A 13,265-nucleotide genomic window follows, 5' to 3' on the forward strand; every position below is an offset into this window, starting at 1 on the left:
ACTCCTTCAGGAAGAATCCTTCATACGGCCACCCTACTGACATCCTGCTGCCATCCTTCGGTGATCCTTCGGTGGTGTTCGGTGCTGGTACGGGTTTGAGGGTGTTTAACCGAAGGTTGACCGAAGGATCACCGAAGGATGACCGAAGGAAAAGGGTATTTCCGGCGGGCAAATCCCCCCCGGAACGGGCGTTTTCCGGCAGGCGGTCAATATGGCGTTAAAAAAGGGGCTGCTTCAGAAGCAGCCCCTCGTCACTATTGTTTCGTGATCTGTTTAATGAAATCTACTTCCTGCTGGCGGTAAGGTTCGCCGTTCTTGCGGAAAATATCATGGAACCATACATCCGGCTCTGCGGTGTATTGTTTGGTCCAGGTGTCCCAGGGGTAGTTGGTTTGAGACTTGCCTTCTATGAAGCCCCAGTTATAGGCGCCTACATGATGCTTTTTGAAGATGGGCATGATGCTTTCAAAGGTGCTGTTGCGCGGGCGGGCCATGTACTCTGTACAGATCAGCGGCTTGCCGTAGCGTTGCAGCTGCGCAATGCGTTTTTCTACATCGGTGCTGTCATCATAGGAGTGGAAAGAGATCACGTCAGATTCTTCTATCATCACCTTTTCAATAGGCTTGAGCGTAGAATCCGCGGCCCAGTTGCCGCTCCATACGCCGCTGGTAAGCGGTTGCTCAGGCGCTGCCGCGCGCGCCCATGCAAATGTCTTTTTGAGCAGGGGCAGCACGTAGTCTACCTTGTTTTTCAGCTCTACGGTACCGTAGGCGCTTACGTTCGGGTTGTCCGGCTCGTTCCATACGTCCCAGCAGATCACCCTTTTATCGTTGGCGAATTTCTTCACGGTTTCTGTTACGTACTTTTCCAGGCGGGGGTACTGCGTGCTGTCTTGCAACACTTTGATACCGGGGCTTTGCACCCAGCCGGAGTTGTGCACATGCGGTTTGGGATCGCGCTGTTTGCCCAGTGCGGGGAAGGGGTCCCATACGGAGTCAAAAAGCACGAACATGATGCGGACCTTGTGTTTGTCCGCAATCTGGAGGAACGTTTCCATGCGGTCAAACAAGCCCTGCGGATCTTGTTCATAGAGCAGGTCATGCAGGAACACGCGCATGGTGTTCATGCCAATGCCGGCGGCCAGGGCCAGCTCACGGTCAATGGAGGCGGTGTCGAAAGTTTCGGCCTGCCACATTTCCAGCTGGTTGATGGCGGAGCCGGTAATGTAGTTGGCGCCTACCAGCCAGCCTTGCTTGCCATACCATTCATTGGCTTTGGCTGCGTCCCAAACGCCGGTTGCTGCTGTTTCTTTTTCCTGTTTCTGTTGAGGTTGTCCGCAGCTCAGAACGGCCGCGGCAGAGAGTGCTACGAGGAATTTCCTGTACATAATTTCCTTTTAAATGATAAAAACGACGTGGACACGGTGCCCAAGATAGCAATATATCCCTGCTTATACAAGCCTCAAAGAAAAGGGGCGCTCCTGCCGGAACGCCCCTGTGTTTTTCTATGCCTGCTTAAAAATCTTATTTCAGGGAAGCGCCGTAACGCTGCAGCGCTTCTGCAAAATAGTAGTCTGCATATACCAGCGGCTTGTCTATTTCGCTCTTATGGGGAATGCTGCCTACACAATGCATGATCACAAAGTTGCCGTTACCGCCTTCCGGTGCGCGGTAGGCCGGGCTGGCCAGGCTCTTCAGCATTTGTACGGCGGCCTTGCGGTATTTGTCTTCCTTGCCTTTCACGTAGCCGCTCAGCTCAAACAGGGCGGATGCGGTGATGGCGGCGGCGGAAGCGTCCCGGTATTTGGTTTGCACATTGAGCGCGTTGGAGTTGACGCCGGGGGTATAACCGGCTTCTCCTGCGTTAAAATCCCAGTAAGGAATTTTATCTGCCGGCAGGTTCTTGTGGTTGAGGTAAAAGTCTGCCATACGCTCTGCGGTGGCCAGGAAACGCGGGTCTTTTGTTTCGCGGTAAACCATGGTGAAGCCATAAATGCCCCATGCCTGCCCGCGAGACCAGGTGGAGTTGTCTGCATAACCCTGCGCGGTTTCGCGGCCCTCTACCCTGCCGGTGGTGGAGTCGTAACACACTACGTGGTAAGAGCTGCCGTCCGGGCGTATCTGGTTCTTCATGGTATTTTCCGCATGGGTAACGGCAACGTGCCGGAAGCTGGTATCGCCGGTTTCACGGGCGGCGAAGAACAGCAGCTCCAGGTTCATCATATTGTCTATGATCACCGGGTAGTGGTAGGTTTTGTTGCCATGCCAGCTTTTGAACCCGTTCCATGACTTGATGCTGCCGGTAACGGGGCTGAAGCGGGTGCTGAGGGAGCGGGCAGACTGGATGAGGATGTCCCTGTAGGCCTTGTTGCCGGTGAGGCGGTAGGCGTTGCCGTAGCTGCAGTACACCATAAAACCCAGGTCGTGGTGCTTGGTGAAATCTTTCAGCGGCTCCAGCTTCTCCGTCCAGGCAATGGCCTGTTCCTTGATAGACTCGTCTTTGGTGTGTTCGAAGGTGTACCAGAGGCTGCCGGGGAAAAAACCGGGCGTCCAGTCGTACATGCTGGTGGTGGTCATTTTCCCGGAGGCGTCTGTAGTGCGGGGGAAAGCCAGGCTGTTGCGCGTTGCCGTTTCTTTCAGCATGTGTTTCAGCTGCTGCTGCACAAAGGAAAAATTGCTGTTGACAAAGCCGTTTTCCCTTTTGTCTGTAGTGAAAGCGAAAAGGCCGATCAGCACAATGGAATAAAGTACCGTTCTCATAACTATGGTATCACTTTAATGATTAATTCTTTTACAACGCTCTTCTCATCGTCAAGCGTGTGGTTGAAAGCTACAAAAGTTGCTTTATAAATCCCAGCGTTGGCGTAACTATATGCGTATTCTGTTTTAGCAGGGTCTACAATGCTCTTGACGGGTGTGCTCACAGCAGGCGGAATGCGGCCGGCGTAGATCGGTTTGCTTACCGCCCAACTGGTGTTGGCAGGAGCCGCCGCCGCGCCGCCTGTTATTTTCAGGTCTGAGGAAGTGGCAGCCCATATAGCGTTGGCGGGAGTTTTCACATTGCCCAGGCGTGTCCAGAAATTCACGTCCGTGGCCAGGGCTGCCGCCGTGTAGATATCGCCGTTCACTTCGTTATTCACAAAATAATTGGTGATAGTCCAGGTACGTTGGGTGCTGCCCGTTACACCGCTGTATTTGAAGGCAATAAAGAGGGAATCTCTTTCATTGCTCAGGAGGTCTGTAAGGTCTGCATTGCCGGAAGCTACTACGGTGGCGTTGGTAGCCAGTTTCAAGCGGGAGGTAATGTCTGTCCAGGCGGCATCCACAATAGAAGTGGAGTCAAACGCGGCCAGCTTGTTGGTGGCGAACACTGTGAGGGTGTTGGTCTGAGTACCGAATTCGGCCTTGGAAGAAAAAGAGAGCGTTACTTTCCCCAGCCGGTAATCAACCTGCCGGTTGGCATATTGTTTACCGGCTTCCCCGGAGTAAAAAGCAATATTGTCCGCATTGCCGGAGAAGATGAAGCGCGTGGTATCTCCTACCCTGTAGGTAAAAGTATCTGCCACCAGCCTTGAGGGGTCAATGTTGACGGAGAACGAAGGCGCCTCCACATTCATCTCTTTGTTGCAGGCGGCGGCCAAGAGGGAGAGGCCTGCGGATATGATGCATATTGAACGTTTCATGTGCATGTTTTTTTGGGAGTGCATTACCAGCCGGGGTTCTGCACCAGGTCGTGATTCAGGTTGAGTTCATATGTAGGTTTGGGCAGCAGCACGTGGCGGTCAGACACGTTGCGCAGGCCCTGCAGGCCGTTTACATTGCCGGTAGCGGTTACGCTGGCGCCGTTGGAGGTGGCCCAGGCGGCAAAGGTCTGCATGTCTCCCACAAAGTTGCCCCAGCGGATGAGGTCTGCTTTCCGCACTGCTTCAAAGCACAGCTCCCGCATCCGCTCGTCACGGAGGGCCAGCTGAAACTCCTCGCGGCCCAGGCCGGGCGTAAGGTCAGATTCTGTACCGTTGGTAATGGCAGCTGTGGCCGTAGCGGCAGTGCCGGCATAGGTAAACACTGCGCCCGTTACCGCGGCGTCAGAAGCGCCGGAAGTATGCGTGGGCGGCGTGTTGGTGGCCGTACCGGCGGCAGTAACGGTATACAGCCTGCCGCCGTTGGTGATCTGCACGCCGGCGGCGTAAGTAGCGCCGGGCACCCAGGCAGTGCCGATCACTACCACAGGGGCGGATGAATAATAGCTGCCCGTTGTTAAGGCGCCGGGGCTGCTCAGGTAGATACCGGTTACCTTGCCGCCAGATACCACTGCGGTGGCCGTGGCGCCATTGCCGCCCCCGCCGGAAATGGTAACGGCTGGCGCAACGGTATAACCGGAGCCGCCGTTGCTGACGGTAACGGATTTCACCACGTTGCCGGCCTGTATGCCGTATGCCCTTTTTCTAACCTGGTTAATGTACGTATAGGCGTTGCCGGGGCCGTTCACATGATTTTCCGCTTCCGCTCTCATCAGCAGCACGTCTGAATAGCGGATCACCGGCCAGTTGATGTTATAGGTGCCACCTACGCCGTTGGTGTTGCGGATAGCCGCGGGGCAATATTCTCTCCTGAATTTGCCGGCACACATCTGCCATACGTTGTTGCGGGCCACTTTCACGCGGGGCGTGCCGGAGTAGATGTAGTTGGCGCAGTTCCAGTCACGGCGCACGTCCAGCGAAGATTTGAAGGGCGTAGCAGTGCTGGCCGCATCTACCTCGTAAGCGTCAAACAATTTGCGGGTAACCCATACCCAGGCTGCGGAATTGTAGGAGCTGGTATCTGCCGCCGTCAGGTTGCTCTGTATGCCCACAAAGTTGCCGATGTCGTTCCCCGGTTTGTTCACTACGCCTGCCGCCGCCCCGGAAGAGCCCAGCTCCCAGATGATCTCTTTCACGTCGTACTGGTCTTTGCTGAGGTTGATGAACACCTGCCGGTAATCAGGGTTGAGCGCATGCAGGCCTGAATTGATCACTTTGTCCGTATAGGTGATCACGTCCGCATATTTGGACGCATCGTTCTGCGGATAACCGGCCCAGTACAGGTACACGCGCGCCAGCATGGCCTGCACGGCCGTGAGGGTCACCACATCGTTATACCCCAGTTTGTTGGAGGTATAACCGGCCAGCAGGGTTTCGGCTTCTTTCATGTCTTTTTCCACCTGCTCGTACACGCCCTTCTGGGAGGTGGCGGGCATATTCACTTCGCTGATGGCCAGGTTTCTCAGCACCAGCGGCACGTCTCCATAATTGCTGGCCAGCGTGAAGTACAGGAAACCACGGAGAAACAGCGCCTGGCCTTTGATGATGTTGCGGCGGCCTTCGTCCATTTCAGGCTTGTCAATATTGGCCAGCAGCTGGTTGAGGTTGGCAATGCCGATGTAGGCAAACTTCCAGATGTTGCCGATGTGCACCAGCGAGGCGTCGTAGTTGTAGCGCAGGCCGCGCGCGTCGCCGTCTGCCGTGCGGTTAGACATTACTTCGTCTGTGGTAGACACAAAGTTGAAGCCCATCACCTGTGCATACAGCTCAGGGCGCATCAGGTCTCCGTACACGCCGTTCAGCGCCTGCTGCAGCTGTGCTTCGGAGGTGTAATAATTATCCGGTGTATAGAAGTCTGTCGGTTTGGTGTCAAGGAATTTTTTACAGGAACTGAGCCCTGCTATAGCCACACATGCGATGATACAAATGCGTTTCATATGCAAAGATTTTTCGTTGATCAGAAGGTTACGTTCAGCCCTACTACATAGGTGAGTGAATGCGGGTATACGGCATAATCAAAGCCGGGCGTCAGGTTGCCGTTGCGGCCTGACACTTCGGGATCTTTGCCGGAATAGTTCGTCCACGTATACAGGTTCTGTGCAGACATGTACAACCGCATGTTGTCTATTTTTGCGCGCCGCAAGGCTGCCTTGGGTACATAATAGCCCAGGGACACCGTTCTCAGCTTCAGGTAAGAGCCGTCTTCCACCACCCGGGAAGAGTACGCCGCGTTGCCCATGCCGCCTGCGCGGAAGAGGGTGTTGCTGGGGTTCTCCGGCGTCCAGCGGTTGGCGTAGCTGGCAAACTGGTTGAGGTTCGGGTTGTTCACAATGCCGCCTTCAAATACATAACGGTTGGCATTGATGATGTCGTTACCATAAGACCATTGCAGCAATACGTTCAGGTCGAAATTACCATAGCGGAACTCGTTGCTGAAACCGCCGGTATGTTTGGGCAGGCCGCCGCCGATGATAGTGTAATCCTGGTTGTTCACCACCAGGTCACCGTTCAGGTCTTTGTACTTGATGTCTCCCGGGCGGATGGCGTTGCGGGCGGAACCGTTGGCGGTTATTTCCGGCTTCAGCTGGTAGGTGCCGTTGGGCATCAGGTCGAAGTCGGCGTACTGGTACACGCCGTCAAACACCAGCCCGTACATTTCACCAATGGGGCGTCCAATAACGGATATGTAGGGAGAAAGGCCGGAGAAGGTAGTATTAAAGAAGGTACCGGAGCCTGACAGAATGGACGTTTGCCCTTCTGTGAGCGAGAGTATCTTGTTTTTGTTGAAGCTGATGTTGAAGCTGCTGCGCCAGCCGAATTTTTTGGTATCTATCACATCACCGGAGAGCGCCAGCTCCAGGCCCCTGTTCTGCAGCTTGCCTACGTTCTTGTAGCCGATGGAGTTTTCCACCCCGTGCGCATATGGCAGGGAAGCACGCAGCAGCAGGTCTGTAGTAGTGCGCTGGTAAATATCCGCGGTAAAGTTGAGGCGGTTCTTGAGGAAGGCCAGGTCAATACCCAGGTTGGTCTGCTCATTGGTTTCCCAGCGCAGATCCGGGTTGGCGGAAGCAACGATCACGGAGCCGATGTTGAGCGGCCCGCCGCCCTGCGAATACCAGTACTGGTTGCTGGTGAGCTGCAGCTGTGCCAGGTAGTCAAAATCGCCCACGCGGTTATTGCCCGCTGCGCCATAACCCAGCCTGATCTTGGCGTCTGATACAAAAGTGAGCGGCTTCATGAAGTTTTCCGCGCTGAAGCGCCAGGCCACGGAAGCAGAGGGGAAATACCCCCACTTGTTGCCGGGGGCGAAGCGGGAAGAGCCGTCTGCCCGGAGGGAGGCGGTGACCAGGTACTTGCCGGCGTAATCATAGTTGATGCGGGCCAGCAGGGAGGCCATCGTCCACCGCGTACTGCGGGAAGTGAGGGTGGTGTTGGCCGCGGGCGCCAGGTCAATACCGTCCAGCCCCAGCGTTTCATTGGGTATCTGCGTGGCAGACAACCGCCGGTAAGAGAACTTGTAGCCTTGCGCTTCAAATACGCCCAGCGCCGTCAGGTTATGATCTTTGCCAAATTTTTTCCGGTACGTCAGCATGTTCTCGCTGCGCCAGGTGGAAGACGGCTCAAAGGTAATGCTGCCGTTCACCCCGGATGAGCTCCATTTGCTGCCGGACTGTGTGAGCGAGTTGTTGAAAATATCCGTTTCCCGCGTTACGCTGTTGATACCGCCAGACACGCGCAGCATCAGGTCTTTGGTAATGGCGTACTCCGCATAGGCGTTGGCAATGAGGGTATTTGTTTTGGCGGAGGTCAGCTGGTTTTTGATGTTCTGCAGCGGGTTCACCCGGTAGTCCTGGTTATTGGCCAGCTCATTGGTGGGGTCATAGAACTCGTCTACCAGGTTCACAGCGCTGTCCCTCCCGGAGAGGCTCACCGTAGGCCGGTAGCCCCATACGGAGTACAGGGTGGTAGCAGAGGCATAGAAGTTGGTGGCAGACACCGGTATGCCGTAAGATTCGGTAAAGGCGTAGTTGGCGTTGAGGCCTACCTTCAGCTTGCTGCTCACCGTCTGGTCAATAGCAAAACGGCCCTGGTAGCGTTTGAAGCCGCCGTTGATGATGATGCCTTTCTGGTTGTTGAAGTTGCCGGAAAGGGAATATCTTGTTTTGTCATTACCGCCGCGCACGGCAATATCGTGGTTCTGGTTCTGGCCGGTGCGGTAAATATGGTCTTGCATGTCTACCCCTTCCACACTTTTATAATCATCCAGCGTAATACCTTTTGCGAGGTACACGGAATCACGGATGCCGGCGTTGATCTCGCCCACGTACCGTACAAATTCATAAGGGCTCAGCAGCTCCTGCTTGGCGGGCACCTGCTGCCAGCCGTAATACCCGTTATAGGATACCCTGGGCGGGCCCTGCTTGCCTTTTTTGGTGGTGATGAGAATAACGCCGTTAGAGCCGCGGGCGCCGTAGGTGGCCGTGGCGGAGGCGTCTTTCAGCACGTCTATAGACTCAATGTCTGCCGGGCTGATGGAGTTGGCATTGGCATCGTCCATGGGAAAACCGTCTACCACGTACAGCGGTGAGTTATCTTGCGAGATAGAGCCCGCCCCGCGTATCACGATGTTGGCTACGGAGCCGGGCTGCCCGTCGTTGCTGGACACTACCACGCCGGCCACCCTGCCCGCCAGCGCTTCATCAAAACTTTTCACAGGCGCTTTTTCAAAGTCTTTCATATTTACGCTGCCCACGGCGCCGGTGAGGTCTTTCCGCTTCTGGGTGGCGTAACCTACCACCACCACATCGTTCAGCGAACCGGCCTTTTCTTTCAGCCGCACATTGTACACACTGCCGCTGTTTACCGCCGCCTCTGCCTTGTCAAAACCAATAAAGGAAAATACCAGCGTAGCACCGGGCGCGGCGGAAATGGCATAGTTGCCGTCCGGCCCCGTGGTAGTACCCGTCTTGTCGTTTTTGATCATCACGGTAACGCCCTGCAACGGCGCTCCGTTCTCATCTGTTACCCTGCCGGTAACCGGCTTTTTCTGGGCAGATAGCAGCAGCGGAAAGAGTAGCATCCATATCGTCCCCAATACATATTTCATATCATAACGGGACATCTCTGCATCATTTTTCATTTGCATATTGATGATTTTGGAAGAATGGTGGAATGAGAATAACGTGTCGGCAAATATGTGGTGACGCGCAGAAAACCAGGGGGGAGAATCGTAAATGAATAGGGCGGTTTTTCTAAATCCCCCATCAAACAGCTGATTATCAATAGCATGCAAGCTGCCGTTTTTATAAAATTCTACCCTGCCCGGCGGTTTGCATTGGCGCAATGTGTATATTGAGCCATGGTTTTTCCACGACGCATGCTATGGACATGGATGATGCTGCTGGCTTTTCAGCCAGGATGGGGGCAGAGCATTGCGTTCAACCACCTGATGATAGAAGACGGGCTCTCGCACAATTCTGTACTGGCCATCTCACAAGATAAGCAGGGCTTTATGTGGTACGGCACGCGGTATGGCCTGAACCGGTATGACGGGCAGCGCTTCAGGGTGTACCGGCGGGAGCCGGGAGACAGCACCAGTCTTCCGGAGAACCATGTGATGTACCTGCATGCAGACCGGGAGGGCACGCTTTGGGTGGGCACCGTGCACGGGCTGGCCCGCTACGTTCCCGAAACGGACGCCTTCGAGCATATACCGCTGCAGCCGCTTTACCCCGCAAGGCAACCCGCTATTATATATATTTATACAGACAGCAAAAAAAGGCTGTGGGTGGCCACCAGTTTTGGCCTGTACCTGCGCAGCGGCCGCAGCTTCCGCGTGCTGCGGCAAAAAGACGGGCTGGCGGGAGATATTGTACGCTGTATTTATGAAGATACGCGCGGCAATATCTGGGCAGGCACCACCAACGGCCTCAGCAAGCTCACGGAAAGCGGCGGGCAGTTCACCATCACCAGCTTCCGGCAAGAGCCGGGCAACGCCAACAGCCTGCCCGCCAACTATATCAACACCATTGCGGAAGACCGCAGCGGCCGCCTCTGGCTGGGCCTGCAGAACGCCGGCATCTGCCTCTACAATCCCGTTGCGCATACCTTTACCCCGCTGGCCCCTCCCGCTATAGTTAATAATTACGTGCGCCGCATTATGGCAGACAGGGCCGGGAAGATGTGGATAGGCACCCAGGAAGGCCTCAGCATCATGGACCCCGTTTCCATGAAAGGCGCCACCTACCAGCATGACCCCGGCAATAAAAAAAGCCTGAGCCAGAACTCCATTCACAGCCTGTTTGAAGACAACAACGGCTCCGTCTGGATAGGCACCTACTTTGGCGGCGTGAACATGATCAATTCTTACGGCACCGCCTTTACTACCCTCCAGCACGATCCCCTGCAGCCGGGCCTGAGCAACAACGTGGTGAGCGGCATGCTGGAAGACCGGCAGCATCATTTCTGGATAGGCACGGAAGGCGGCGGGCTGAACCACTACAACCGGCAAACCGGGCGTTTCACCTGGTACCGCCACCGCCCTGAAGATGCCGGCAGCATAGGCTCCAACCTGGTGAAAGTGATACTGCAAGACAAAGACGGCAACATCTGGGCAGGCACCCACGGCGGCGGGCTGAACCTGCTGGGCCCTAACGGCACTTTCAAACGCTTCCTGTACCAGCCGCAAGACGCATCCAGCTTTGTACTGGAGGTGACCTCCCTGCTGGAAGACACGCAGGGCCGGTTCTGGGTAGGCACCAATAAAGACATTTACCTCATGCTGCGCAAGGGCCGGGAGCTGCAGGAAATGGCCAAAGACAGCTCCGTGCGCAACGTGGCTGAAAGATCTGTCCGTTACCTGTATGAAGACACCCGGCGGCGGATACTGATCGGCACCACCTCCGGCCTTTATGCCTGTGAAAACGGCCGTTACCGGGAGATATTGAAAGGATACGTCAATTCCATGTTTGAAGACCACGCCGGCAACATCTGGGTGAGCATGTATTACGGCGGACTGGTGAAGCTGAACGCAGACCTGGCCGGCCCCGTGCTCTACGCGGAGAAAAACGGCCTGCCCAGCAGCAACATACTGGGCATGCTGGAAGACGATGACCAGCAGCTCTGGATCAGTACAGACAACGGGCTGGTGAAATTCAGCCCCGCGCAGCAAACGTTCCAGACGTACACCACGGCAGACGGCATTGCCGGCAACAACTTCAATTACAACTCCTTCCTGAAAGACAGCCGCGGCGAGTTTTTCTTCGGCGGCTTCAACGGCATTACCAGCTTCTTTCCCCGCAACATTGTCAACAACACCTATACGGCGCCCATGGTGTTCACCGGCCTGCGCCTCTTCAACCGGCCCGTGAGCATTCATGGTACAGACGGGCTGCTGCAGCAGGCCATCGGCCACAGCCGCCAACTGCGTTTCCGCCACAACCAGGAGGTGTTTACGCTTGAATTTGCCCTGCTGAACTACATTGGCAGCAACAAGAACCGCTACGCCTACCGGCTGGCAGGGCTTGACCGTGACTGGATAGAGACCCGCACGCCGGAAGTGACTTATACCAACCTGGCGCCCGGCAGCTATACCTTCCAGGTAAAAGGCGCCAATAACGACGGCATCTGGAGCCAGCCGGTCAGCCTGGACATCACCGTACTGCCGCCCTTCTGGCGCACCTGGTGGGCCTGGTGCGTGTATGCGCTGCTGGTGGCCGGCCTCATCTTTTTGGTGGCGCGGTACTTCTTTTTACAGGCCTTGCTGCGCAAGGAAGAAGACCTGCACCAGGTGAAGCTCAACTTCTTCACCAACGTGAGCCACGAAATACGCACCCACCTCACCCTGCTGATGGCGCCGGTAGAAAAAATGCTGACCGGCCTGCCCGCCAACGATCCGCAGCGCCAACCGCTGCAGCAGGTACGCAACAACGCAGAGCGGCTGCTGAAGCTGGTGAGCGAACTGATGGATTTCAGGAAGGCGGAAACCGACCACCTCACCCTGCATGTACAGCAGCAAGACCTCATCCCCTTCCTGCAGCATATTTATGACAGCTTCCGCGAGCAGGCGCTCAGCCGCAACATCAGCACCGTTTTCCGTTGTGATATGGAAGCGGCGCCGGCCTGGTTTGACCAGGCGCAGCTGGACAAGGTGTTTTTCAACCTGCTGAGCAACGCCTTCAAGTTCACGCCAGACGGCGGGCAGATATCCCTTCACCTGCAGCGCGGCCGCAGCGGGTACATCATCACCGTAACAGACAACGGGCGGGGCATTGCGCCGGAGTACCTGCACAAGCTGTTCACCAACTTCTTCCAGGTGGCAGACCATGGGCGGCAAAACACCGGGTACGGCATAGGCCTGGCGCTTTCCCGCCATATTGTGGAACTGCACCACGGCGCCGTAGCCGTGGAAAGCGAGCCCCCCGCGCCCGGCAAGGAGGGCCGTACCAGCTTCACCGTTACCCTGCCGGAAGGGAAGCAGCATTTTGCAGGCGGGCCGCATGTGGTGGAAGAAGGTGTGCCGGCGGCTGTGCGAAAGGAGGACGTTGGGCCTCTTACAGAAGAAGACATATCATTGCCCGGCGAGCCCGCTGCCAACGGCCAGGCAGCGATAACGCAGGAAACATTAACTGCCACCGGGGAACCGGCAGCCACCAACCATAACAGCCCCTCCCGCTTCACCCTCCATATTGTAGAAGACAACCCCGAGCTGCGCCAGCTCATCCGCGATACCTTTGGCGCTCAATACGAAGTGCTGGAAAGCCAAAACGGCGCGGAAGGCCTGGCAATGGCCAGGGAGCACATCCCTGACCTGGTGATCAGTGACGTGATGATGCCTGAAATGGACGGCCTCCAGTTCTGCCACGCCCTTAAAACAGACGAGCGCACCAGCCACATCCCCGTTATCCTGCTCACGGCCAAAAGCTCGCAGGCAGACCACGTGAGCGGCCTGGAAACCGGCGCAGACCTCTATCTCACCAAACCCTTCAGCACCCGCGTGCTGGAGCTGAACGTGCGCAACCTGCTGGCCCTGCGGGAACGGATGCGCGAACAATTCAGCCGCCAGTGGCAGACCGCCGGGCCGCCAGCCGCCCCGGACGCCATCCCCAACCGGGTAGACACCGCCTTCCTCGAAAAGGTGATGCAGCTGGTAGATGAGCACATGGACAACCCGGATTTTGGCGTGGACATGCTGGCCCGGAAGGTAGCCATGAGCCAGCCCGTGCTGTATAAAAAACTGAAGGCCGTAACCGGTATGTCTGTCAACGACTTTGTAAAATCCCTCCGCCTCAAAAAGGCCGCGGAGCTGATCCGTACCCGGCAGCACACCGTGTATGAAGTGGCGTATATGGTGGGGTATAACGACCGGAAGTACTTCAGCCGGGAGTTCAAAAAACAGTACGGCAAAACCCCTTCGGAATTTGCCGCCGCCCCGGAATTATAAAAATTCCCCCTATTTATTTACAA

Annotated in this window: 6 protein-coding genes; 1 reads left to right on the forward strand and 5 read right to left on the reverse strand. The window is 56.1% G+C overall.

Annotation, left to right across the window (positions count from 1 at the left end; all coding sequences use genetic code 11):
- Nucleotides 1-254: 254 nt before the first annotated feature.
- The 5 genes from ABDW36_RS15095 to ABDW36_RS15115 all read right to left on the reverse strand — a co-directional run bounded on the left by ABDW36_RS15095 (nucleotide 255) and on the right by ABDW36_RS15115 (nucleotide 8,946).
- Nucleotides 255-1,388 carry a cellulase family glycosylhydrolase gene (locus ABDW36_RS15095; protein WP_343702750.1) on the reverse strand — a complete coding sequence of 378 codons (1,134 nt, stop codon included), beginning with the start codon at nucleotides 1,386-1,388 and terminating at the stop codon, nucleotides 255-257.
- 136 nt (nucleotides 1,389-1,524) lie between these two features.
- Nucleotides 1,525-2,760 (reverse strand): glycoside hydrolase family 88 protein, encoded by a 1,236-nt coding sequence (locus tag ABDW36_RS15100; protein ID WP_343702751.1) that lies wholly within the window; start codon nucleotides 2,758-2,760, stop codon nucleotides 1,525-1,527.
- 2 nt (nucleotides 2,761-2,762) lie between these two features.
- A complete protein-coding gene (locus ABDW36_RS15105) occupies nucleotides 2,763-3,683 on the reverse strand; it encodes a DUF5017 domain-containing protein (RefSeq protein WP_343702752.1) in 921 nt (306 codons plus the stop codon).
- Between the two features lie 23 nt (nucleotides 3,684-3,706).
- On the reverse strand, nucleotides 3,707-5,737 hold the full coding sequence (locus tag ABDW36_RS15110) for a RagB/SusD family nutrient uptake outer membrane protein (protein WP_343702753.1): 2,031 nt from the start codon (nucleotides 5,735-5,737) through the stop codon (nucleotides 3,707-3,709).
- Between the two features lie 20 nt (nucleotides 5,738-5,757).
- Nucleotides 5,758-8,946, reverse strand: a complete 3,189-nt coding sequence (locus ABDW36_RS15115) for a TonB-dependent receptor (protein WP_343702754.1) — start codon at nucleotides 8,944-8,946, stop codon at nucleotides 5,758-5,760.
- A gap of 231 nt (nucleotides 8,947-9,177) precedes the next feature.
- Between ABDW36_RS15115 and ABDW36_RS15120 the strand changes: the two genes are divergently transcribed.
- A complete protein-coding gene (locus ABDW36_RS15120; RefSeq protein ID WP_343702755.1) occupies nucleotides 9,178-13,242 on the forward strand; it encodes a two-component regulator propeller domain-containing protein in 4,065 nt (1,354 codons plus the stop codon).
- Nucleotides 13,243-13,265: the final 23 nt, after the last annotated feature.

It is taken from the genome of Chitinophaga sp. (genome assembly GCF_039596455.1).
Classification (GTDB): domain Bacteria; phylum Bacteroidota; class Bacteroidia; order Chitinophagales; family Chitinophagaceae; genus Chitinophaga.